Origin of the sequence: Stenotrophomonas panacihumi (assembly GCF_001431645.1) — a bacterium.
Taxonomy (GTDB): domain Bacteria; phylum Pseudomonadota; class Gammaproteobacteria; order Xanthomonadales; family Xanthomonadaceae; genus Stenotrophomonas_A; species Stenotrophomonas_A panacihumi.
In genome coordinates this window covers 20,306-44,016 of the sequence record NZ_LLXU01000095.1, presented here as the reverse complement: position 1 = coordinate 44,016, position 23,711 = coordinate 20,306, and the positions used below count along the sequence as shown (strand labels likewise).

Genomic DNA, 23,711 nt, shown 5'->3' with positions numbered 1-23,711 from the left:
GTCCGGAAACAAAGAAGCGCGATTCTAGCCCAAGCCCCGCCGGGCCCGTGCTGCGCGGCGTCAAGGCGTGAGCTGGGGCAGCTGCAGTTCTTCCAGCCGGCGCGCGAATTCGTCCGGCGGCAGCCCGGGCGCGAACAGGAACCCCTGGCCCACCGGCACGCCCAGCTTGAGCAGGAACTGCCGCTGCGCCTCCGATTCCACGCCCTCGGCCACCAGCCCCAGCCCCAGGCTGCGCGCGATGCCGCACACCGCCTCACACACCGCCACGTCCGAGCGGTTGCCCGGCACGCCTTCCACGAACAGCTGGCTCAGCTTGAGCCCGTGGATCGGCAGCCGGCGCAGGTAGTTCAACGCGCTGTAGCCCTCGCCGAAATCGTCGATGGTCAGTACCACGCCCATGTCGCGCAGGTCGGCGAAAGTCTGCAGCGTGGAGGGCGCGTCCTCGATCAGCACCCGCTCGGTGAACTCCAGTTCCAGCGCCGAGCCGGGCAGGTCGAATTCGGCCAGCGCCTCGCGCACCTGCTCGGCCAGGTCCTCGCCGACGAACTGGCGGTAGGAGACGTTGATCGCCACGCGTACCACGCCCAGGCCCTGGTCCATCCACTCGCGCACCTGCCGGCAGGCTTCGTGCATCACCCAGCGGCCGATCCGCACGATGTCGCCGGTGCTTTCGGCGTGGCTGATGAACAGGTCCGGACGCAGCTCGCCCAGCTGGTGGTTCTGCCAGCGGATCAGCGCTTCGGCTGCCACCACGCGGCCGTGCCGCAGGTCCACCTGCGGCTGGTAGACCAGGCGGAACTCCTCGTGGTCGGCGGCGCGGCGCAGCTGCGATTCGATCTGCAGCCGGTCCTGCTGCGCGCGCGCCAGGTCCGCGCTGAAGGCCTGCCAGCCGTTGCGGGTGCGGCGCTTGCAGTCGTACATCGCCATGTCCGCGTTCTGGATCAGCTGCTGCGGGCGCGTGCCGTCCTGCGGGGCGCGCGCGATGCCGATGCTGGCGGTGACGGAGAACTCGTCCTTGCCGAAGCGGAAGGGCGGGATGAACGCCTCGGTGATCGCCTGCGCCAGCCGCTCTGGCTGGTCGGCCAGGTCGCGGGTATCGCACACCACCAGGAACTCGTCGCCGCCGAAGCGCGCGATCAACCCTTCGGTGCCCACCGCGCGGGAGATGCGCTGAGTCGCCTCGATCAGCAGTTCGTCGCCGGCGTTGTGGCCGAGCACGTCGTTGATGGTCTTGAAGCGGTCCAGGTCGATGTAGAGCACCGCGACCTTGGCATGCGTGGGGTTGGACAGCCGCGCGGCGAGATCGCTCAGCGCCGCGTCGCGGTTCATGATGCCGGTGAGCGGGTCGGTGCGCGCCTGGATGCGCAGCGTCTCCTCGGTCTGCTTGCGCTCGGTGATGTCCTGCAGGGTGCCGGCGATGCGCGTGGAGGCCAGGTCGCCGCTTTCCACCTCGCCGATCATCCGCACCCAGAACGAGTGCCCGTCGCCGCGCTGGCCCTGCAGCTCCAGCTCGAAGCCGGACTGGCGCGCGACCGCGTCGATCAGCGCCGCCTCCAGCCGCGCCTGGTCGTTGCCGCGCAGGCAGGCCAGCAGCTGGGTCATGGTCTGCGGGGCGTCCGGCTGGCCGAGGATGCGCAGCGACTCCTCGGTGAGGTACAGGCGTTGCTGGCTGCGGTTCCACTCCCAGCCGCCGATGTGCGCCAGCGATTGCGCGCGGTCGAAGATCGCGCTGTCGCGCTTGAGTTCGGTGATGTCGGAGAACAGCGCGAAGGCGTGGTCGGGCTGGTCGCGGCCGGTGGAGAACACCGGCACCGAGGTGACCGAGATCCAGGTCATCCGCCCCTTCGGCCGGTGGTACAGGCCCATCGTGGTGCTGGCGATGATCTGGCCTTCGGCGAAGGCGCGGCTCATCGGCCACTGCTCGCGCGGCAGGTGGCGGCCGTGCTGGTCGACGATGACCCAGTCGTCCGGCTGCAGCAGGTCGCCCAGCGATTCGTTGCCGGCCACGCCGAGGATGCGGTGCGCGGCCGGGTTGGCCGAGACGATGCGGCGGTCGTGGTCGAACAGCACCACGCCCTTGTCGATGGATTCCATCAGCAGGCGGTAGCGCGATTCGGCCTGCCAGCGGCCGCTGAGGTCGCGCGCCACCGCCACGATGCACGGCTTGCCGTCGAGCTGGAAGCCGGCCGAGTGCACCTCCACCGGGAAGCGGCTGCCGTCGCCGCGCATGTTGGTGACTTCGATGACGTAGGTCTCGCCGCGCTTGAGCGTTTCCCACACCGGGTCGAGGTGGTCGCGCGGCAGGTCCGGGTTGAGCAGTTCGATCGGCTGGCCGACGATGGCTTCGCGCGGACGCTGGTAGGCGGTGATGCCGGCCTTGTTGAGGTCCAGCACGATGCCCGATTCGCTGAGGATGCTCACCGGGTCGGGTACCGCGTCGAACAGCGCCTCGTAGCGCATGTGCGAGGAATGCAGCGCTTCGGCGCAGCGGGAGAGCAGCGGGGCGGCGGGATCGTCGGGGTGGACGGCGAGGAAGCGCTCGATCTCGGCCAGCGTGTCCGCCGGCGTGATGTCCACGCCGGGGTCCGCGGGGCCGGAACGGGCGCCGGCGTTCATGTCGCCGCCAGCGCGCGGCCGGCCTTGCTGCCGGTTTCGCGGCCAAGCAGGCCCGCCAGCCAGCGGCCGGTGGCGGCGAGCGCGGGAAGGTCGATGCCGGTGTCGATGCCCATGCCCTGCAGCATATACACCACATCCTCGCTGGCGACATTGCCGCTGGCCCCGCGGGCATAGGGGCAGCCGCCGGCGCCGGACACCGCGCTGTCCACCACCCGCACGCCTTCTTCCAGGCAGGCGGCGATGTTCGCCAGGGCCTGGCCGTAGGTGTCGTGGAAGTGGACGGCCAGCGCGGCCATCGGCACCTCGACGGCGACCGCGGCGAGCATCCGCCGCGCCTTCAGTGGGGTGCCGACGCCGATGGTGTCGCCCAGGGAGATTTCGTAACAGCCGAGGTCGTGCAGGCGGCGCGCGACATCGACCACCGCCGACACCGCCACTTCGCCCTGGTAGGGGCAGCCGAGCACGGTGGATACGTAGCCTCGTACTTTCACCCCGTCGGCGGCGGCGCGGGCGAGGATCGGGCGGAAGCGCTCGATCGACTCGTCGATGCCGGCATTGGTATTGGCGCGGTTGAACGCTTCGGAGGCGGCGGTGAAGACCGCCACTTCGGTGACCCCGGCGGCGCGCGCGCGGTCGTAGCCCTGTTCGTTGGGCACCAGGACCGGGTAGGCGATGCCGGGGCGGCGGTCGATGCCCGCGTAGACCTCGGCGGCGTCGGCCAGCTGCGGCACCCAGCGCGGGCTGACGAAGCTGGTCGCCTCGATGGTGCGCAGCCCGGTAGCCGAAAGGCGGTCGATCAGCGCGATCTTGTCCGCCGTGGCGACGGCGGTCTTCTCGTTTTGCAGGCCATCGCGCGGGCCGACCTCGACCACGCGCACGAAATCGTTCATCCGTCCTCCCGAGGCACCCAGGCCGGGGTGCGTTTGTCGAGGAAGGCCGACAGGCCTTCCTGGCCTTCCGCCGACACCCGCAGGCGGGCGATCAGCGCGGCATTGTCGTGGTCCAACTGGTCGCGGTCGTGACAGCCGGCGACGTCGCGCACCAGCGACTTCGCCCCGGCGACGGCGTGCGGGCCGGCGGCGAGCAGCAGGCGCACCTGGCGGGCGAGGGCGGCATCGAGCTCGTCGGCCGGCACCACCTGGTGCAGCAGGCCGATGGCCTGCGCGGTGGCGGCGTCGAAGGTCTCGGCGCTGGCGAACCAGCGCCGCGCCTGGCGCGGGCCGATGGCGGCGATCACGTAAGGAGAGATCACCGCCGGCAGCAGGCCGAGGCGGCTTTCGGTGAGCCCGAAACGGGCCTGGTCGCTGCCGATGGCGATGTCGCAACACGCCACCAGGCCCACGCCGCCGCCGTAGGCCGCGCCGTGGACGCGGGCGAGGGTCGGGCGGGGCAGTTCGTCCAGCGTGCGCATCAGGCGTGCCAGGGCGTCGGCGTCGCGGCGGTTTTCCGCTTCGCTGGCGGCGGCCATGCCGCGCATCCACTGCAGGTCGGCGCCGGCCGAGAACGAGGCCCCCGCGCCGGCCAGCACCACCACGCGCACAACCGGGTTGCGCCCGGCGTGTTCCAGCGCGGTGGTCAGTTCGGCGATGAGCCGGGCATCGAAGGCGTTGTGCAGGGCGGGGCGCTGCAGGCGCAGCGTGCGCACCCCCGCCGCGTCTTCGATCGACAGTACCGCCTCGTGCATGGCATCCCGCTCCTGGAACGATGCATCCATGATAACCAGCAGGGTCGGGACAGCCATGACGCGGCGCGGCGCGTGGTACAGTTGAGAACCATTCCTATCCCCCGGGCGTTCCGTGACGTTGTCCGATATGCCGCTGCACCAGCCTGCCCTCGTCGAGTCCGTGCAAGATCGCCACGCCAATGACGCGATCTCGCGTCGCCTGCGCGAGCTGGGCTTCGTCGCCGGGGAGGAAGTGAAGGTGGTGGCGGTCGGGCCGGTGGGTCGCGAGCCGCTGCTGGTGCAGGTCGGCTATACGCGTTTCGCCCTGCGTCGCACCGAAGCGGCGCGGGTGATCGTGCGTGAGCCGGGAGCGCTCGCATGAACGCCGTCGCCACCCCGCTGCGCCTGGCCCTGGTGGGCAACCCGAACTGCGGCAAGACCGCGCTGTTCAACCAGTTGACCGGCAGCCGGCAGAAGGTCGCCAACTACACCGGCGTGACCGTCGAACGCAAGGAAGGCCACCTGCGTGCGCCGTCCGGCCGCGAGTTCGCGGTGCTGGACCTGCCGGGCGCCTACAGCCTGCAGCCGGCCAGCCTGGACGAGGCGATCACCCGCGACCTGTGCCGTGGCTTCTATCCGGGCGAAGCCGCGCCGGACGTGCTGGTGTGCGTGATGGACGCGACCAACCTGCGCCTGCACCTGCGTTTCGCGCTGGAGCTGCGCGAGCTGGGCCGGCCGATGATCGTCGCGCTGAACATGGTTGACGCCGCACAGCGCCGCGGCATCGTCATCGACCGCGCCGCGCTGGAGCGCGAGCTCGGCGTGCCGGTGGTCGAGACGGTCGCGGTGCGCCGCCATGGCGCGCAGGCGCTGGTGGAGAAGATCGACGCGCTGGCGCCGCAGCTGGCCGCACCGAACGTGGCGCCGCCGGAAGACGGCAACTACCACGCGGTGGTTCGCCATATCCTCGCCGCCGCCGTGCAAATGCCCGAGCGCACCAGCCGCATCGACGACGCGCTCGACCGCTGGCTGCTGCACCCGGTGTTCGGGCTGGCGACGTTCATCGTGCTGATGTTTCTGATCTTCCAGTCGGTCTACGCCTGGGCCACGCCGGTGATGGACTTGATCGACGCCGGCACCAAAGGGCTCGGCGCGTGGGTCAGCTCGGTGCTGCCGGAAGGCCCGCTCACCAGCCTGCTGACCGACGGCATCATCGCCGGCGTCGGCGGGGTGATCGTGTTCCTGCCGCAGATCCTGATCCTGTTCGCCTTCATCCTGGCGCTGGAGGAATCCGGCTACCTGCCGCGCGCCGCGTTCCTGCTCGACCGGTTGATGTCGGCGGCGGGGCTGTCGGGGCGCTCGTTCATCCCGCTGCTGTCCAGCTTCGCCTGCGCGGTGCCGGGCATCATGTCCACGCGCAGCATCCAGGATCCGCGCGACCGCCTGGCGACGATCCTGGTGGCGCCGCTGATGACCTGTTCGGCGCGCCTGCCGGTGTATGCGCTGCTGATCGGCGCCTTCATCCCGCAGAAGACGGTGTGGGGCATCTTCAACCAGCAGGGCCTGGTGCTGTTCGGCCTGTATGCGGCGGCGATCGCCAGCGCACTGGTGGTGTCGTGGGTGATGAAGAAGTGGCGCCGCGACAAGAGCGAGCATCCGCTGCTGCTGGAACTGCCGTCCTACCGCATCCCGCACCCGCGCGACCTGGCGCTGGGGCTGTGGGAGCGCGGCATGATCTTCCTCAAGCGCGTGGGCGGCATCATCCTGGCGCTGACCATCCTGCTGTGGGTGCTGCTGTCCTTCCCGGGCGCGCCGGCGGACGCCACGCTGCCGGCCATCGACTACAGCTTCGCCGGCCGCATCGGCCACGCGATGACCGCGATCTTCGCGCCGCTGGGTTTCAACTGGCAGATCTGCATCGCGCTGATCCCCGGCCTGGCCGCGCGCGAAGTGGCGGTGTCCTCGCTGGCGACGGTGTACGCGCTCTCCGCGGCCGACGACGATGCCGCCGCGCAGGCGCTGTCGCCGCTGATCCACGACGGCTGGTCGCTGGCGACCGCGCTGTCGCTGCTGGTCTGGTACATCTACGCGCCGATGTGCCTGTCGACGCTGGCGACCATCAAGCGCGAGACCAACTCGTGGAAGCAGATGGCGTGGTCGGCCACCTATCTGTTCGCGCTGGCCTATGTGGCCTCGCTGATCACCTACCAGCTGGCCAAGGCGATGGGGGCGGGCTGAGCCATGGGCCTGTGGCTGCAATACCTCGTGATCGTGCTGGCCGCCGTGGCCAGCGCGGGCGTGGTGTGGAAGAAGCAGTTCCCGAACAGCTGGCGGCGTACGCGCACGGCGCTGGCGCTGGCGTTGCTGCGGCAATCCTCGCCGCTGGCGCAGCGGCTGGGCCGCCGGATGGCGCCGCCGGCCAGCGGCAATGCGGGCGCCTGCGGGGGCTGCGACAGCTGCGGGCCGACGCCCCCGAAGCGCTGAGTGCGCTCAGTCCCGCACCAACCCGCCATCCACCACCAGGTTCTGCCCGGTCACCGCGCGCGACCACGGTGAGGCGAAGAACAGCACCGCATCGGCGAACTCGACCGGCGTGGTGACGCTGCGCAGCGGGGTGGCCCCGGCGATGTAATCGAATACGGCCTCCGGCGTCGCGGCGCTGGCATCGGTCGTGCGCAGCAGGCCGCCGGAGACCATGTTCACCGTGATGCCGTCCGGGCCGAGGTCGCCGGCCAGCGTGCGCGTCAGCGAGAGCAGGGCGGCCTTGGCGGCGGTGTAGTCGTGGTAGGGCACCACCGGGTTCTGGAACAGGTTGGTACCCACGTTCACCACGCGGCCGAAGTGCTGGGTGCGCATGCCGGGCAGGGCGGCCTGCACGGTATTGAGCGCGCCGCGCACGCTGCCTTCGAACTGGGCGGCGAAGTCACTCCAGCCGATGCTGTCCGGGCGGGCGCGGGCGTCGCCATTGAAGGAGAAGTCCGCCAGCGCGTTGTTGACCACCGTACTGACGGGGCGGCCGAAATGCGCCTGCGCGCGGGCGAACAGGTCCTGCACGGCGGCCGCGTCGGTGACATCGGCGGCGAGCGCCAACGCATTGGGGCCGAGTTCGGCGGCGAGTGCTTCGGCGGCGTCGCGGCTGCGGCGATAGTTGATCACCACTTGCGCGCCCTGGGCGGCGAAGGCGCGCGCGATGGCCTGGCCGAGGCCGCGGCCGGCACCGGTGACGAGGACGAGCTGTTCGTTGAGCTGCATGGGGGCATTCCGAAAGGGACGCGACAGCTTAAGGGCTTTTCCCGGCTATGATCGGTCGGCCGCAGGACGCGGCGCAGGACAGGGGGCAGGACATGCGGTTGTTGTTGATCGTGGCGTTTTTCGGGGTGATCGCCGGCGTCTACCAGTGGGGCGGCAATTCGCTGGACGAAGAGCAGGTGCGCGCGTTCTACGAGCGGGCCGATCGCGCGCTCGCCGAGCAGGACGACAAGACGCTGTGCGAGATGCTCTCGCCGGATTTCGAACAGGTCACGCTCTATCGCGCCGACAACAGCCAGCGGCGGCAGGTGGTGGATCGCGAGAAGTACTGCCACGAGATGGGCCGCAACATGGCGCAGCTGCGCCGCTTCCGCGAGATCACCGGCGGCGACGTCCCGGTGGAGCACGAGCAGACCATCACCCGCATCACGCTGGCGCCGGACAAGCATTCGGCCGAAGTCGAGACGCGCGCGACCGTGGCCGCGCCGGGCATGCGCATGACCGCCCGCAGCCGCGACACCGTGGTGCGCAAGCGCTGGCGGATGTGGATCACCCACAGCGAGGGCACCACGTTCGTTGGCCCGGCGCCGCGGTAAGGCAAACACGCGCGATGCCGGAATAACCGGCGCGGCGGCCGGGCGGGTCGCATAATTCGGCCACGGACGGCGCGGAGGCAGCGATGGAAGTACGGATCGAACAGGTGCGGGTTGGCAAGGTCGTGGATTTCACCCGGCCCGGCAGCCGCAGCGCGATCGACAAGCGCCTGGTGGACGGGCCGGTCGAGGTGGGCGAGCTCGGCCTGGGTGGCGACGAGCAAGGCGACCGCCGCGTGCATGGCGGCCCGGACAAGGCAGTCCACCACTATCCGCACGATCACTACGCCGCCTGGCGCGAGGCGCTGGGCGAGCATCCGCTGCTCGCCGCCGGCGGCGCCTTCGGCGAGAACCTCTCCAGTACCGGCCTGACCGAAGCCGATGTCTGCCTGGCCGATCGCTTCACCCTGGGCACCGCGCTGGTGGAGGTGTCGCAACTGCGCCAGCCGTGCTGGAAGCTCTCCGACCGCTTCGGCGTGCCCGACATGGCGCGGCGCGTGCAGGACACGGGGCGCACCGGCTGGTACTACCGTGTGCTCCAGCCGGGCCGCGTGGCGGCGGGCGATGTCCTGGCGCTGCAGGACCGGCCACATCCCCATTGGCCGCTGACGCGCCTGGCGGAGTTGCTGTACCGGCGCGGCGTGGAGCCTTCCTTGCTGGAGGAAGTACTGCGCCTGCCGCTGGTGCCTTCCTGGCGCATGCTGTTCGAGCGCCGCCTGGCACAGGGGCAGGTGGAGAACTGGGACAAGCGCCTGCATGGTGCCACGCCAGACTGAAGCGCTTTCCCGCGGGTCTTCCCAGCTTCGACCACAGCCGCTAGCCTGCGCCCATGAATACGTCGACCGCTCCCCTGAAACTGCTGATCCACGGTGCCTCCGGGCGCATGGGCCAGGCCCTCCTGCGATTGGCCGCCGAGGATGCCGCGCTGGACGTGGTCGCCGCGGTCGTCGGCCGTTCGCCCTCGCAGCGCGTGGTCGATGGCGTGCCGCATTTCGCCGCCAGCGAGCTGGCCGGGGCGCCGGTGTTCGACGTGGCGGTGGATTTCAGCCTGCCGCAGGGCTTCTCGCCGCTGCTGGCGCTGTGCGTGCAGCGCAACGTGGCGCTGGTGTCCGGCACCACCGGGCTGGCGGCCGAGCAGCGCGAGGCGCTGGCGCAGGCGGCCACGCAGATCCCGCTGGTGTGGGCTTCCAACTTCAGCCTGGGCGTGGCGGTGCTGGCCGATCTGGTCGAGCGCGCCGCCGGCACGCTGCCGGGCTGGGATTGCGACATCGTCGAATCGCACCACATCCACAAGCAGGACGCGCCCTCGGGCACCGCGCTCACGCTGGGCGAGGCGGCCACCGGCAGCGGCGCGCAGCCGCGCTACGCCAGCTTGCGGGCCGGCGACATCGTCGGCGAGCACCTGGTGCAGTTCACTGGCCTGGGCGAGCGGATCGAATTGGTGCACCGCGCCACCAACCGCGACATCTTCGCCCGCGGTGCGCTGCATGCGGCCAAGCGTCTGCACGGCCGCACGCCCGGCCTGTATCGCGTGCGCGATCTGCTTGGCTGAACGGAGCGCACGGAACGCCGCAATGGAATAGCGGCATTCCGTATTCACACTGGCAGTGCCGGGCGCTTGCCGCTACAATTCCCGCTTGCCCGAACCTAGCGTCGGACCGGTCCCCAGCACCGCGTCCGCGCTTTGCTGCAACCGGATTTTGGCCGGTGCATCTCGGAGTCCCCCGCAGCCACAGCGAGATTCCCGTGACCCAACCCGCAATCCTTGTCCTCGAAGACGGCACCGTGTTCGAGGGTGAATCCGTAGGCGCCTCCGGGCTGTCGGTCGGCGAAGTGGTGTTCAACACCGCCATGACCGGCTACCAGGAAGTCGTCACCGACCCGTCCTACGCCCGCCAGCTGGTCACGCTGACCTATCCGCACATCGGCAACACCGGTTTCACCGACCAGGACGACGAGGCCGCCAAGGTCTGGTCGGCCGGCCTGATCGTGCGCGACGTGCCGCGCCGCCCGAGCAACTGGCGCAGCCAGGCCTCGCTGCCGGAATGGCTGCAGGCGCGCGGCGTGGTGGCCGTCTCCGGCATCGACACCCGCAAGCTGACCCGCATCCTGCGCGAGAAGGGCGCCCAGAACGGCGCGCTGATGGCCGGCGAGATCAACGTCGAGCAGGCGCTGGAAGCGGCGCGCAAGTTCCCCGGCCTGAAGGGCATGGACCTGGCCAAGGTGGTCAGCACGTCCAAGGCCTACCCGTGGACCGAGGGCCAGCTGGACCTGGACCGCAACGAATTCGTCAGCGCCGCGCCGAAGTACAAGGTCGTGGCCTACGACTACGGCGTGAAGCTCAACATCCTGCGCATGCTCGCCGAGCGCGGCTGCGAGGTCACCGTGGTGCCGGCGCAGACCCCGGCCGCCGAGGTGCTGGCGATGAACCCGGATGGCGTGTTCCTCAGCAACGGCCCGGGCGACCCGGAACCGTGCGATTACGCCATCGCCGCGATCAAGGAATTCATCAGCCGCAAGATCCCGACCTTCGGCATCTGCCTGGGCCACCAGCTGCTGGCGCTGGCCAGCGGCGCCAAGACCCTGAAGATGGGCCACGGCCACCACGGCGCCAATCACCCGGTGCAGGACCTGGACAGCGGCCGGGTGATGATCACCTCGCAGAACCATGGCTTCGCCGTGGACGAGGCCAGCCTGCCGGCCAACGTGCGCGTGACCCACCGTTCGCTGTTCGACGGCACCAACCAGGGCATCGCGCTGACCGACGCGCCGGCCTTCAGCTTCCAGGGCCACCCGGAAGCTTCGCCGGGCCCGCACGACGTGTCGCCGCTGTTCGACCGTTTCATCGCGCTGATCGCGGAGCACAAGGCGTGAGCGGCGGCCGGCACGCGCCTTGCGCCTGCCGGCCCCGATCCACCGTGCGCAGTCCGCTGCTCCCCACCGATCCATCCTGACAGGCGACCACGCTCCGGCGACCGCCCAGATCTCGAGAAGAAAATGCCCAAGCGCTCAGACATCCAGACCATCCTCATCATCGGCGCCGGCCCGATCGTCATCGGCCAGGCCTGCGAGTTCGACTACTCCGGCGCGCAGGCGTGCAAGGCGCTGCGTGACGAGGGCTACCGCGTGGTGCTGGTCAACAGCAACCCGGCCACGATCATGACCGACCCGAACATGGCCGACGCCGTGTACATCGAGCCGATCAACTGGCAGACGGTCGAGAAGATCATCGCCAAGGAAAAGCCCGACGCGCTGCTGCCGACGATGGGCGGCCAGACCGCGCTGAACTGCGCGCTGGACCTGGCCGACCACGGCGTGCTGGAGAAGTACAACGTCGAGCTGATCGGCGCCAAGCGCGAAGCGATCCGCATGGCCGAAGACCGCGAGCTGTTCCGCGTGGCCATGGGCGAGATCGGCCTGGAGTGCCCGAAGGCGGCCGTGGCCCACACGCTGGAAGAAGCGCTGGAGATCCAGACCACCGTCGGCTACCCGACCATCATCCGCCCGAGCTTCACCCTGGGCGGCAGCGGCGGCGGCATCGCCTACAACCGCGAAGAGCTGGTCGAGATCGTCAACCGCGGCCTGGAGCTGTCGCCGACCACCGAAGTGCTGGTGGAAGAATCGGTGCTGGGCTGGAAGGAGTTCGAGATGGAAGTGGTCCGCGACACCGCGGACAACTGCATCATCGTCTGCTCCATCGAGAACCTCGACCCGATGGGCGTGCACACCGGTGACTCGATCACCGTCGCCCCGGCGCAGACGCTCACCGACAAGGAATACCAGCGCCTGCGCGATGCCTCCATCGCCGTGCTGCGCAAGATCGGCGTGGACACCGGCGGCTCGAACGTGCAGTTCGGCATCAACCCGAACACCGGCCGCGTGGTGGTGATCGAGATGAACCCGCGCGTGTCGCGTTCCTCGGCGCTGGCCTCCAAGGCCACCGGCTTCCCGATCGCCAAGGTCGCCGCCAAGCTGGCGGTGGGCTACACGCTGGACGAATTGAAGAACGAAATCACCGGTGGCCTGACCCCGGCCTCGTTCGAGCCGTCGATCGACTACGTGGTCACCAAGATCCCGCGCTTCGCCTTCGAGAAGTTCCCGCAGGCCGACGCGCGCCTGACCACCCAGATGAAGTCGGTGGGCGAGGTGATGGCGATGGGCCGCACCTTCCAGGAATCGATGCAGAAGGCCCTGCGCGGCCTGGAGACCGGCAAGATCGGCCTGGACCCGACCGGCCTGAACCTCGCCGACGCCGACGACCTGATCACCCTGCGCCGCGAGCTCAAGGCGCCGGGTCCGGAGCGCCTGTTCTACGTCGGTGACGCCTTCCGCGCCGGCATGAGCGTGGAAGAGGTCTACAACCTTTCCTACATCGATCCGTGGTTCCTCGACCAGATCGAGGAGATCATCGCCACCGAGCAGCAGGTCGCCGCCGAGGGCCTGGGTGCGCTGGACGCCGCGCGCCTGCGCAAGCTCAAGCGCGCCGGCTTCTCCGACGCCCGCCTGGCCCAGCTGACCGGCACCAACGAGGCCGGCATCCGCGCCCTGCGCCGCGCGCACAAGGTGCGCCCGGTGTACAAGCGCGTGGACTCGTGCGCCGCCGAGTTCGCCACCAGCACCGCCTACCTGTACTCGACCTACGAGGACGAGTGCGAGGCCGCGCCGAGCAACCGCGACAAGATCATGATCCTGGGCGGCGGTCCGAACCGCATCGGCCAGGGCATCGAGTTCGACTACTGCTGCGTGCACGCCGCGCTGGCGCTGCGCGAAGATGGTTTCGAAACCATCATGGTCAACTGCAACCCGGAAACCGTCTCCACCGACTACGACACCTCCGACCGCCTGTACTTCGAGCCGCTGACGCTGGAAGACGTGCTGGAGATCGTCGAGCTGGAACAGCCCAAGGGCGTGATCGTGCAGTACGGCGGCCAGACCCCGCTGAAGCTGGCGCGCGCGCTGGAAGCCAACGGCGTGCCGGTGATCGGCACCTCGCCGGACTCCATCGACCTGGCCGAGGACCGCGAGCGCTTCCAGCAGCTGGTCGACAAGCTCGGCCTGAAGCAGCCGCCGAACCGTATCGCGCGCAACGACGACGAAGCGCTGGTGCTCTCGCGCGAGATCGGCTACCCGCTGGTGGTGCGTCCGAGCTACGTGCTCGGCGGCCGCGCGATGGAAATCGTCTACGGCGAATCGGACCTGGCGCGCTACGTGCGCGACGCGGTCAAGGTGTCCAATGATTCCCCGGTGCTGCTGGACCGCTTCCTCGACAACGCGGTCGAAGTGGACGTGGACATCATCGCCGACAAGGACGGCAACGTGCTGATCGGCGGCGTGATGGAGCACATCGAGGAAGCCGGCGTGCATTCGGGCGACTCGTCCTGCTCGCTGCCGCCGTACTCGCTGTCGCCGGCCACCCAGGACGAGCTGCGTCGCCAGGTCGTCGAGCTGGCCAAGGCGCTGAACGTCGTCGGCCTGATGAACACCCAGTTCGCCATCCAGACCAACGACGATGGCACCGAAACCGTCTACCTGCTGGAAGTGAACCCGCGTGCCTCGCGCACCGTGCCGTTCGTCTCCAAGGCCATCGGCGTGCCGCTGGCCAAGATCGCCGCGCGCTGCATGGCCGGCAAGACGCTGGCCGAGCAGGGCGCCACCAAGGAAGTGGTGCCGGACTACTACTCGGTGAAGGAAGCGATCTTCCCGTTCGCCAAGTTCCAGGGCGTGGACCCGATCCTCGGGCCGGAAATGCGCTCCACCGGCGAGGTGATGGGCGTGGGCCGCAGCTTCGGCGCGGCGCTGGCGCGCGCGCAGGAAGCCGGCGGCATCAAGGCGCCGCAGCCGGGCAAGGCGTTCGTGTCGGTGCGTGATCCGGACAAGAAGCGCGTGCTGCCGGTGGCGCAGGCGCTGGTCGAACGCGGCTTCACCCTGGTGGCCACCCGCGGCACCGGCGCATGGCTGCAGGAACACGGCCTGGAATGCGAGATCGTCAACAAGGTGGTCGAAGGCCGTCCGCACATCGTGGACGCGATCAAGAACGGCGAAATCGTGTATATCGTCAACACGACCGAGGGCCGCGCGGCGATCGCCGACTCGTTCTCGATCCGCCGGGAAGCGCTGCAGCAGCGCGTGACCTATTCGACCACCATTGCCGGCGCCCGCGCGCTGGTGAATTCACTCGAGTTCCGCGGAACCGGCCCGGTGTGGTCGTTGCAGGAACTGCACAAGGAGCTGGAAGCATGAGAGCCCCCATCACCGCCAAGGGCGCGCAGCGTCTGCGCGAGGAGCTCGACCACCTGAAGTCGGTCAAGCGCCCGAAGGTGATCACCGCGATTGCCGAGGCCCGCGAGCACGGCGACCTCAAGGAAAATGCCGAGTACCACGCCGCGCGCGAGGAACAGGGCTTCATCGAAGGCCGCATCAAGCAGCTGGAAGGCGAGCTTTCGCATGCCGAAGTGATCGACGTGACCAAGCTCGGCGCGGGCAGCAAGATCGTGTTCGGCGCCACCGTCACCCTGGCCGACGTCGAGACCGACGAGGAGAAGCGCTACCAGATCGTGGGTGACCTGGAAGCGGACATCAAGCAGGGCCTGATCGCGATCTCCTCGCCGCTGGCGCGGGCGCTGATCGGCAAGCTGGAAGGCGACAGCGTCACCATCGACGCGCCCGCCGGCCAGCGCGAGTACGAAGTGGTCAGCGTCGCCTACCTCGCCTGATCCATGGCCACGGCGACCCTGCTGTTGCCGGACCGCGGCCGCCTGCCGGGCACGCTGGCGGCCGATCCCGTCGCCCGGGCGCTGTCCCGGGCCGACGGCCGCGCCGTCGAGCCCGGCGAACGTGCGCAGCTGCTTCGTCATTTCCAGATCGACCCGGCCACCTGGCCGGTGGCGGCGTTGACCCGCCAGCGCGATGCTGGCGATGCCGCCGGCGCCACCTGGTTGCGTGCCGACCCGGCCTACGTCGTGCCCGACATGCACGGCGCGCGGATGATGGCGCACGGCGAATCGCTCGGCCTGGAAGCGGCCGATGCCGCCGCGCTGCTGCCCGACCTGCGGCCGCTGTTTGCCGACGCCGGCTTCGTGCTGGACGCGCCGGATCCTTCGCGCTGGTACCTGCGGCTCTCGCCACAAGCCGAATTGCCCGATTTCGCCGAACCCGACGATGCGCTGGGCGATGACCTGTTCGCGCACCTGCCGCAAGGCGACGCGGGGCGTCGCTGGCGTGCGTTGCTGACCGAATCGCAGGTGCTGCTGCACCAACACCCCTGGAACCGCCAGCGCGTCGCGCGCGGCAAGCCGGCGATAAATTCGCTGTGGTTCTGGGGCGGCGGCCGCCTGCCGGATGCCGTGCGCTCGCCGTATGGCCAGGTGCGCAGCCGCGATGCGCTGCTGCGTGCGCTCGCCAAGGCCGCGGGCGTGGCGGTGGATGCGGAGGGCGAAGTCGATGCACTCGTCGACCTGCGCCACCTGCGTTCGTTGCAGCAGTTCAGTGACGACGTGGTGCTGCCGCTGCTGCAGGCGATGCGTCGCGGCGAACTCGACCGTTTGACCCTGGATTTCCAGGACGGGCAGGCGCTGACGCTGGCCTCCTCGCAGCGCTGGCGTTTCTGGCGCCGCCCGTGGACCGGCCTGGCCGGATGAAGGCAGCGGCACGGATCGTCCGCCGCGCTTCCGGCGTGGAGGGCGAATGGCCCGGTGACACGCTGCCGCTGCTGCGCCGCCTGTACGCCGCGCGTGGCGCGCGGGACGTGCACGCCGCGCAGCCGAAGCTCGCCGGCCTGCTGCCCCCTTCGGCGCTGAGCAACATCGCGCGCGCCACCACCTTGCTGGCCGACGCCATCGCCGCCGGGCAGCGCATCCTGGTGGTGGGGGATTTCGACTGCGACGGCGCGACCGCTTGCGCGGTCGGCGTGCGCGGATTGCGCATGCTCGGCGCGACGGAGGTGATGCACGCGGTGCCCAACCGCATGGTGCATGGCTATGGCCTGTCGCCCGCGCTGGTGGAAGAACTCGCGGCGCTGAAACCCGACCTGCTGGTGACCGTCGACCATGGCATTGCCTGCCATGCCGGCGTGGCCGCGGCGCGTGCGCGCGGCTGGACGGTGCTGGTCACCGACCACCACCTGCCGGGCGAGCAATTGCCGCCGGCCGATGCCATCGTCGATCCGAACCTGGCCGGTGACGATTTCCCGAGCAAGGCCCTGGCGGGCGTTGGCGTGATCTTCTACGTCCTGCTCGCCCTGCGTGCCGAGCTGCGCCAGCGTGGCGCTTTCAGCGATGGCGGGCCTGACCTGGGCGAGCTGCTCGACCTGGTCGCCGTGGGCACGGTGGCCGACCTGGTGCCGCTGGACGTCAACAATCGCGCCCTCGTGCTGGCCGGCCTGCGGCGGTTGCGCCAGGGCAAGGGTTGCGTCGGCCTGCAGGCGTTGATCGAGGCCAGTGGTCGCGACGCCGCGCGCCTGACCGCCAGCGACATTGGCTACGCGCTGGCGCCGCGCCTCAACGCCGCCGGCCGGCTGGAAGACATGGCGCTGGGCATCGAGCTGCTGCTGTGCGAGCAGCCGCAGCGGGCGCGAGAGATCGCCGGCGTGCTTGAAGAAATCAACACCGAGCGCCGCGCCGTGCAGCAGGCGATGACCGACGAGGCCGAAGCGGCGGTGGCGCGCGCCATGCTGCAGGCCGAAGGCGAGGCGCCGCTGGCGGCCTGCCTGTTCGACGACCAATGGCACCCCGGCGTCATCGGGCTGGTGGCCTCGCGGATGAAGGATCGACTGCATCGTCCGGTCATCGCCTTTGCCCCGGCCGAGCCGGGCGCCGAGGTGCTGCGCGGTTCCGCACGCTCGATTGCCGGCCTGCACATGCGCGACCTGCTGGCCGCCATCGATGCGCGGCATCCCGGCTTGATCGAACGCTTTGGCGGCCATGCGATGGCCGCGGGCCTGACCCTGCCGCGCACGGCGCTGCCCGTGTTCGGCGAGGCGCTGCGGGTGCAGGTGGAACGGCAGGTGGATCCGTCGGCGTTGCAGGCCGAGCTGCTCAGCGATGGCGAGCTGGCCCCGCACGAATTCGACTGGCGCCATGCCGACGCCCTGCAGATGGCCGGGCCGTGGGGCCAGGCTTTCCCCGAGCCGCTGTTCGATGGCATTTTCGAAGTGTCACAGTGGCGTCCGCTCAAGGAGCGCCACCTGCGTTACACCTTGCGGCTGGCCGGCGTGGCTGCGCCGATCAGCGCGATCCACTTCGATGGCTGGAAAGGCCAGCCGCCGCCCTCGCGTCTCCGCCTGGCCTATCGGTTGGTCCGCGACGACTACCGGGGCGGGGAGGCGATCCAGTTGATCGTCGAACACAGCGAACCGGCTGAAACCTGAGTCGCACGCACGCGGATGACGTGCGATGCATCCAATATCGAGCGGATTGACGCCTCACTAGATTGCCCGTTCCTCAACACCCACGGGTAGTCTGATGTATCGCAAGTGTGTCAGCGCCGCGCTCGCCGCGGCGATGTTGGTTTCCTTTCCCGCGCTCGCGCAGGACGCGCCGACGTCCGAAAGCCAGTGGACCGGTAGCGGTGAACTCGGCCTGACGAGCGCTACCGGCAATGCGCGCACGCAGAACATCAACGCGCTGCTGGCGGTGGGGCTCGACGAAGGCCGTTGGCACCACGACGCCTCGGCGTTCTGGCTGCGCAGCCGCGGCGAGGTAGATACCAGCACCCGCACGGGCTCGACCTCCGCGATGGAAGACACCGCCAATCGCTATGGCGTGGCGTTCTCCTCCGCGTTCGACCTCAGCGAGCGCAGCTATCTCATCGGCTCGTTGCGCTATGACCACGACAACTTCGCCAGCTACCTGTGGCGCGGCGTGGCGGCGGCCAGCTACGGCTATCGCTGGCGTGACGATGCGCGCATGCGCCTGGTCACCGAGATCGGGCCGGGCTTTCGCCGCAGCCATGACACCTCCACGGGTGCGGTCGAGAACGAAGGTATCGCCCGTGGGCTGGTGGACTTCAGCTGGCAGCTCAGCGACAACACCCGCTTGCTGGATACGTTCCTGGTGGAGTCCGGCCGCTTGAACACCTTCGTCCAGAACGACCTCGGCCTGCAGGTCTCGATGACCGAACGCCTCGCGCTGAAAGCCGGTTACCAGGTGCGCTACAACAGCGATGTCGACCCCGGCTTCAAGAAGACGGACACCGTGACCATGTTGAACCTGGTCTACTCGGTGAAGTAGTGGGACGTGGCCGGCTCAGCCTGAGGGCTGGGCCGACTCCGGCGGCACGGTGTCGTGGCCGTCCAAGGCATCCAGCCAGCGGGTCATTACGGCATGGCAAGCATGGCGCATGAGCTGCAGGCTCTCGACGGCCTTCGCGCGAAGTGCCTCGCCGTCGATGCCCGCGAGGGCCAGCGAAGTCCGCAGCGCATTGAGGTGCGATTGGAGATAGTCGTGGTCCGCCTCCAGATGGAACTGCAGCCCGAGGATTGCCTTGCCATGCCGGAATGCCTGCACGGGGCTGCACGGCGCCGAGGCCAGGCATTCGAAGCCCGGCGGCAGCACGATGTCGTGCCCTTGCCAGCGTACCAGCGGCGTGGCATCGCCCAAGGGGGCCAGGCAGGAACGCCGCCCCGCTTCTGTCAGCCGTACCGGGGCCACCGCGATCTCGGGGCGCTCGCGCGTGCGTACCTCACCCCCCAGGGCGTGGGCGATCAACTGCCCGCCGAGATCGATGCCGAGCAACGGCAGGCCGTAGTGCGCGCGTATGCGGATCAAGTCGATGATCTCCCAGGAAAATCGCGTGGCGTCGGGAGATGCGTGCAAGGGCAGATGACCGATGATGAGCAGGATGTCTACTTCCAGCGGATCGATGCCCCGGATGCGTTCGGCCGAGAGGAGGGCATAGCGCGTTCGGTAGCCGCGGCTTTCCAGGATGGGGCGCAGCGAACCCATGCTGTCGCGGGGAGAGTGGCGAAGCGCCACCGCTGTCCTGGCACCGCGGGGTCTCACGGTGATGGCCTCGCCATGCGCGTGCCTTGCGGATGCGATGGGTGGGTGTTGCAAGCGGACGGCCAAAGGGAGGTCACGGGCCGGCCTCAAGCAGGTCGCGCCCGTGCGCGTTTCGCGCGGGGCGGCAGCAGCGAAGCGGACGTGCCGCGCACCGCGGCGTGCAACCCCGTCGGTTCCGGCATGGCATCGGCATGTGCGTGGCGTGCCGGGACTGTTTCCCAGTGCGCCTGCAAGCGCAGGTACGCTGCATGGACTGCCTGCCGGGCCTCGTGCCATTCGACGCGTGAGCGCCGGCGCACCCGGGCGTAGCGCAGGGAGATCATCCGTTCGTTCAGTGCTTCGAGCAGGCAATCGTGGCACTGCAGGAACAGGCCGATGCCAAGGGTGAAGGCGGGGACGTATTCGGCGAAGGGCAGTACATCGCGATGCCAGGCGGCGGTGCGCTGGTAGTGGCCGCGCCAGAAGGACAGCTCGCGTTCCAGGTCGATGACGCTGGGTGACAGGCGCGAATGGCCCAGGGCGTCGATGGTATGCAGGACCAGGTCGCGGCACAGCCAATGTCGCCTCGCCGCGGACGGGCCGCGAAGCGCGGTGGCCTCGCTTTGCGCGGTGGAGTGGGGCGAGACGCTGATGTCTGGGGCCATGGTCGTGCAGGAAGAGGACTTCGATGCGCGTCACGCTAACAACCCGATTCCGGAGGGGGTATTCGATTTATCGAAGACAGCCTTCGATGCTGCTCCGCCGCGACACCGCGTCGCGGGTGCTGCCTCAATGGGCCTGGGCGCGCAATCGCGCGACCTCTTCGCAGACCTCGTCGAGTTGCTGGAGGAAATGCGCGCAGGCGCTGCCATGCGATGCCAGCGTGGCGCGTTCCAGTGCATGGCTCAGGTCGCGGCCGACCAGGGCCAGTGGCGTATAGCCGAGGTAGCCGAGGGCACCGCTGATGCGGTGGATGTGTCGTCCTGCGTCCAATGCATCGTCGCGCGCGATGGCGGCTTCCACGGCGAGGCGATCCTGCGCGGTAGTGTCCAGGAAGGTGTCGAGCAGCAGGCCCAGGTGTTCACCGTGCCGTTCGCGCAGCGGGTGGGTGGTCGCGCGTTCGTCGTCCGTCGGGGTGTCGTCATGGGGCAGCCAGTGCGCCAGCACGGCTGACAGCTGCGCCAGGTCCACCGGCTTGTGGAGGTGCGCGTCGAGGTCGGCAGACGGGGCTTCATCGAGCACGTTGGCGGTCATCGCGATGATTGGCAGGCGCGCGCCTTCGTCTTCCTGCTCGCGGATGCGCCGCGCCAGCGCGTGGCCATCCATCACCGGCATGCTGATGTCGGTCAGGACGAGGGAAGGGCGCTGGGCGGCCAGGCTGTCCAGCGCGGCCTGTCCATCGCCGACGATCACGTGCGGATAGCCGAGCTCGTCCAGCTGCAGGCCGATCAACATCTGGTTGGTGGGGTGGTCGTCGACCACGAGGATAGGCGCGATGTGGCGCCGTGGTGCCGGCAGGTGCGGTGCATCACCGGCGGAGGGCTGCAGGATCGCCAGCAATGCGCGGCGCAGGTGGGTGGGAAGCACCGGGTCGTTGTCCACCTGCAGGCTGCCGGTAAGCTCATCGGCGTGCGGTTGCAGGACGATGCTGCGATCGTCATGGGCGAACGGGGCCGGCGCGTCTACGAGCCATGCGTCGGCATCGGCGTCGGCGTGCACCGACGCCACGCCCCATCCGCGCAGCAGGCGCTCCACTGCCGCGCGAGTCGCCGGCTCGGCGACGTCCACGCGCACGCGCAGCCCCGCCAGTTCCGGGTCATGGCCGGAAGCCCGCCGCACCGGCAGTGGCAGGGAGATCGCCAGCCGCGTGCCCGCGCCGGGTGCGCTGTCCAGTTGCAGCTCGCCACCCATCAGGTCCACCAGCTGCCGGCTGATCGACAGCCCCAGCCCGGTGCCGCCATGGCGGCGCGTCATGGTGGCATCGGCCTGGACGAACGGGCGGAACAGCAACGCCTGTTGCGCCGCTGCGATGCCCACGCCGGTGTCGTGGATCTCGATGCGGACCTGCTGCGGCTCGCCTTCGTCGGTCGGCGTGCCGCCTTCGGCCGACAGATCCAAGGTCACGTGCCCCGTCGCGGTGAACTTCACCGCGTTGCCGAGCAGGTTGAGCAGGACCTGGCGGAGCCGATAAGGGTCGCCCGCATGCAGGACGGCCAGCGCGGGGTCGATCGAGAGCTGCAGCGCGAGCCCCTTCGCGCGCGCCTGCGGCAAGGTCACCTCGACGACCGCGCTGGCAATCGCGCGCAGGTCCAGGTCGATCGTCTCCAGCTGCATCTGGCCCGCGTCGGCCTTGGAGAAGTCGAGCACGTCATCGAGGATCTGCCGCAGCGAGGCGGCAGATTCGATGCTGGTGGACAGCAGCTGGCGCTGCGTCGGTGCCAGCGGCGTGCGTCCGAGCAGTTCCAGCAGGCCGGCCAATCCGGCCATGGGCGTGCGGATCTCGTGGCTCATCACCGCCAGGAAATGCGCCTTCGCCGCCGCCGCGTCCACGGCCTCGGCGCGGGCGTGCTCGAGTGCATCGTTCTGCGCGTGCAGGGCGGTGGAGTCGTCCCAGTAGCCCGACCAATGCACGGCATCGGCGTCCACTCGCCGCGGCACCGCGTTGAGTGAAATCCAGCGGGTCCCTTCGGCGCCCGCGGCATGGAAATCGCACGCCACGGGTGCAAGCGTTCGGGCGGAGGTTTCGAAAGCCTCATGCAGCAGGGCCTGGTCTTCCTCGCGGATACGCGCGAACACGGTCGAGGCGTCCGCCAGGATCTGCGCCGTCTCCAGCCCGAACAGCGGTAGCGGGTTACCGGTGACATAGGTGAAGCGGTACTCGCCGTCGCGCGACCGGCGCAGCTTGAACACCACGGCGGGGAGGTTGCGCGATATCTCCCGCAGCCGCTCATCGGCTTCGCGCCGTCGCGCGATCTCCGCACGCAGGCGCAAGTAAGCGGCCACCAGCAACGCGATGATGCCCAGCGCCAGCGCGCTGCTCCACCACACCACGGGGCGCGCGATGCCGTAGTCATAATCGACCTTGAGCCAGCGCTTGCGGATGTCCTGGCGTGCATCCTCGCCCATGTCGGCGGTGACGCGGTCCAGCAGCGGCACCAGGCGTGCGTAGGGCGCGCGTACCGCCAGGCCGATATGGTCCGAGAAGCCGGCCGGCGCGGCGACGTGCAGGTCGCGGAAGGCGTCGTCGCGCAGGTGGTTGTCCACGGCCGCCAGGTTGCCCACGTAGGCGTCGACGGCGCGGCTGGCGACCTGACGCAGGCCCTCGCCGTCACTGGCCACGTCCACCTGGATCAGATCGGGGCGCGCGCGGGACAAGCGCTGGGCGACATCCGGATCGCTGACCGCGATGCGCCCCCCGGCCAGATCGTCCAGGCCGGCAATCGTGTCGCTGTCGCGGCGGGTGACGATCACGCAGGGAAAACTGACCAGCGGGCGGGTCAGGCGCCATGCCGGTCCGTAGCCGGCATCGTCGCTGGCGGGCGCGATGTCGGCCTTGCCGGCGGCGATCAGGGCGCGGGCCTCCCGCCAGTCACGCGCGGGCACGGCCTGCAGGCGCAGGCCGAGCTGGTCCTGCATGCGCCGCAGGTAGTCGCCGATGATGCCGGACATCGCGCCATCGGCGCCGCGCACTGTCAGCGGTGTCCAGGCAGGGTCGTAGGCCACGCGCAGTACCGGCAGCTTGCGCAGCCATTGTTGTTCCTGCACTGCGAGCAGCGGCGGCTCACCCGCCCAGTCGAGCTGCGCGTCCAGCCAGCGCTGGTCGATGGCGGCGCGTTCGGCCTGGGGGAGGGCGGCGAGGGCGCGGTCGATGGCGCTGGCCAACGGGGCGCGGTCGTTCGGCGTGCCGAAATGCAGCGTGATCGGCGGCAGCTGCGCCGGCCCGAGGATGCCCAGCGAAGGGTGCGGCGTGCGCTGCAGCGCCAGCGCCACGACAAACGGATTGCCCAGGTAGGCGTCCGCGCGTCCGGCATCGAGCGCGTCCAGCGCGCCCTGCAGGTCGGTCACGCGCACGATGCGGGCGTCCGGGTAGATGTCGGGCAGTGATTCGTCCAGCGAGTGGCCGGTCTCCACCGCGATGCGCAGGTTGGGGGGCGCGGTGAGCAGGCGAGGGGCCGCATCGCGCCGGCCGACCAGCGCCGAGCGCACGCTTTGATAGGGACGCGTAAAGGACAGGCAGCGCGTGCGCGACGCGGTGATCGCCATGCTCATCACCACATCGACCTCGCCGCGGCAGGCGGCATCGATCAACTCGGGCCAATCGTCGTAGACCCGCGTTTCCAGCGCGACACCGAGCCGCCTGGCGATCGCGCGCAGGTAATCCGGCGACAACCCTTGCGGCTGGCCGTCGACCAGGAATTCGTAAGGCGCCCATCCGCGCGCGACGGTCGCGACCACCAGCGTCGGGTGTCGTTGCAGCCAAGCCTGTTCGGCGCGCTCGCGCTCCGTCGGCGCCGACGGGCGTGTGTCAGCCGCGCACCAGGCCGCGCCGCTGGCGCAGGCGCACAGCGCCAGGCCGATCGCCCGCAGCCCCAAGCGGCCCCGCCAGGACATGCG

General features: G+C 69.7%; 19 protein-coding genes. 12 read left to right on the top strand and 7 right to left on the bottom strand.

Features of this window, described 5'->3' with window-relative positions; genetic code table 11:
* Positions 1-60: 60 nt before the first annotated feature.
* The 3 genes from ARC20_RS12460 to ARC20_RS12450 are packed head-to-tail and all read right to left on the bottom strand — an operon-like array spanning position 61 to position 4,300.
* Positions 61-2,616 (bottom strand): sensor domain-containing protein, encoded by a 2,556-nt coding sequence (locus tag ARC20_RS12460; RefSeq protein ID WP_057647590.1) that lies wholly within the window; start codon positions 2,614-2,616, stop codon positions 61-63.
* Entirely contained in the window at positions 2,613-3,506 is an 894-nt protein-coding gene (locus tag ARC20_RS12455) for a hydroxymethylglutaryl-CoA lyase (RefSeq protein WP_057647588.1), read from the bottom strand. Before ARC20_RS12455 ends, ARC20_RS12460 begins: the two co-directional genes overlap by 4 nt.
* Positions 3,503-4,300 (bottom strand): enoyl-CoA hydratase-related protein, encoded by a 798-nt coding sequence (locus ARC20_RS12450; RefSeq protein WP_057647694.1) that lies wholly within the window; start codon positions 4,298-4,300, stop codon positions 3,503-3,505. The genes ARC20_RS12455 and ARC20_RS12450 overlap by 4 nt, the downstream gene beginning before the upstream one ends.
* Before the next feature lie 112 nt (positions 4,301-4,412).
* Between ARC20_RS12450 and ARC20_RS12445 the strand changes: the two genes are divergently transcribed.
* The 3 genes from ARC20_RS12445 to ARC20_RS12435 are packed head-to-tail and all read left to right on the top strand — an operon-like array spanning position 4,413 to position 6,763.
* Positions 4,413-4,661 carry a FeoA family protein gene (locus ARC20_RS12445; RefSeq protein ID WP_057647587.1) on the top strand — a complete coding sequence of 83 codons (249 nt, stop codon included), beginning with the start codon at positions 4,413-4,415 and terminating at the stop codon, positions 4,659-4,661.
* Entirely contained in the window at positions 4,658-6,517 is a 1,860-nt protein-coding gene (feoB, locus tag ARC20_RS12440; RefSeq protein ID WP_057647585.1) for a ferrous iron transport protein B, read from the top strand. Before ARC20_RS12445 ends, feoB begins: the two co-directional genes overlap by 4 nt.
* Before the next feature lie 3 nt (positions 6,518-6,520).
* On the top strand, positions 6,521-6,763 hold the full coding sequence (locus ARC20_RS12435) for a DUF6587 family protein (protein ID WP_057647583.1): 243 nt from the start codon (positions 6,521-6,523) through the stop codon (positions 6,761-6,763).
* A gap of 6 nt (positions 6,764-6,769) precedes the next feature.
* Here the strand turns inward: ARC20_RS12435 and ARC20_RS12430 are convergent, their stop codons facing one another.
* Positions 6,770-7,531: a 3-oxoacyl-ACP reductase gene (locus ARC20_RS12430; protein WP_057647581.1), complete on the bottom strand. Its 762-nt coding sequence runs from the start codon at positions 7,529-7,531 to the stop codon at positions 6,770-6,772.
* 92 nt (positions 7,532-7,623) lie between these two features.
* Between ARC20_RS12430 and ARC20_RS12425 the strand changes: the two genes are divergently transcribed.
* From ARC20_RS12425 to ARC20_RS12385, 9 genes are all read left to right on the top strand, one after another.
* Entirely contained in the window at positions 7,624-8,124 is a 501-nt protein-coding gene (locus ARC20_RS12425) for a hypothetical protein (RefSeq protein WP_057647692.1), read from the top strand.
* An 83-nt stretch (positions 8,125-8,207) separates the two neighbouring features.
* Complete coding sequence (locus tag ARC20_RS12420; protein WP_057647579.1) at positions 8,208-8,897, top strand: MOSC domain-containing protein; 690 nt, start codon at positions 8,208-8,210, stop codon at positions 8,895-8,897.
* 53 nt (positions 8,898-8,950) lie between these two features.
* Positions 8,951-9,673 carry a 4-hydroxy-tetrahydrodipicolinate reductase gene (gene dapB, locus ARC20_RS12415; protein ID WP_081418174.1) on the top strand — a complete coding sequence of 241 codons (723 nt, stop codon included), beginning with the start codon at positions 8,951-8,953 and terminating at the stop codon, positions 9,671-9,673.
* Between the two features lie 194 nt (positions 9,674-9,867).
* Entirely contained in the window at positions 9,868-10,995 is a 1,128-nt protein-coding gene (carA, locus tag ARC20_RS12410; RefSeq protein WP_057647574.1) for a glutamine-hydrolyzing carbamoyl-phosphate synthase small subunit, read from the top strand.
* A gap of 123 nt (positions 10,996-11,118) precedes the next feature.
* Positions 11,119-14,361, top strand: a complete 3,243-nt coding sequence (gene carB / locus ARC20_RS12405) for a carbamoyl-phosphate synthase large subunit (RefSeq protein WP_057647572.1) — start codon at positions 11,119-11,121, stop codon at positions 14,359-14,361.
* A gap of 8 nt (positions 14,362-14,369) precedes the next feature.
* Positions 14,370-14,834 (top strand): transcription elongation factor GreA, encoded by a 465-nt coding sequence (gene greA, locus ARC20_RS12400; RefSeq protein ID WP_181360153.1) that lies wholly within the window; start codon positions 14,370-14,372, stop codon positions 14,832-14,834.
* A 3-nt stretch (positions 14,835-14,837) separates the two neighbouring features.
* The gene (locus ARC20_RS12395; RefSeq protein ID WP_057647568.1) at positions 14,838-15,758 is read left to right on the top strand and encodes a hypothetical protein; all 921 of its coding nucleotides are present in this window, start codon (positions 14,838-14,840) and stop codon (positions 15,756-15,758) included.
* The gene (recJ, locus tag ARC20_RS12390; protein WP_057647567.1) at positions 15,755-17,485 is read left to right on the top strand and encodes a single-stranded-DNA-specific exonuclease RecJ; all 1,731 of its coding nucleotides are present in this window, start codon (positions 15,755-15,757) and stop codon (positions 17,483-17,485) included. The genes ARC20_RS12395 and recJ overlap by 4 nt, the downstream gene beginning before the upstream one ends.
* Positions 17,486-17,579: 94 nt before the next feature.
* On the top strand, positions 17,580-18,347 hold the full coding sequence (locus ARC20_RS12385; RefSeq protein ID WP_057647565.1) for a DUF481 domain-containing protein: 768 nt from the start codon (positions 17,580-17,582) through the stop codon (positions 18,345-18,347).
* Between the two features lie 15 nt (positions 18,348-18,362).
* Here ARC20_RS12385 and ARC20_RS12380 read toward each other — a convergent pair whose 3' ends face one another.
* From ARC20_RS12380 to ARC20_RS12370, 3 genes are all read right to left on the bottom strand, one after another.
* Complete coding sequence (locus ARC20_RS12380; protein ID WP_057647563.1) at positions 18,363-19,061, bottom strand: glutamine amidotransferase-related protein; 699 nt, start codon at positions 19,059-19,061, stop codon at positions 18,363-18,365.
* A gap of 143 nt (positions 19,062-19,204) precedes the next feature.
* The gene (locus tag ARC20_RS18530; RefSeq protein WP_057647561.1) at positions 19,205-19,762 is read right to left on the bottom strand and encodes a hypothetical protein; all 558 of its coding nucleotides are present in this window, start codon (positions 19,760-19,762) and stop codon (positions 19,205-19,207) included.
* Between the two features lie 124 nt (positions 19,763-19,886).
* The gene (locus ARC20_RS12370; protein ID WP_081418172.1) at positions 19,887-23,708 is read right to left on the bottom strand and encodes a transporter substrate-binding domain-containing protein; all 3,822 of its coding nucleotides are present in this window, start codon (positions 23,706-23,708) and stop codon (positions 19,887-19,889) included.
* Positions 23,709-23,711 lie beyond the last annotated feature (3 nt).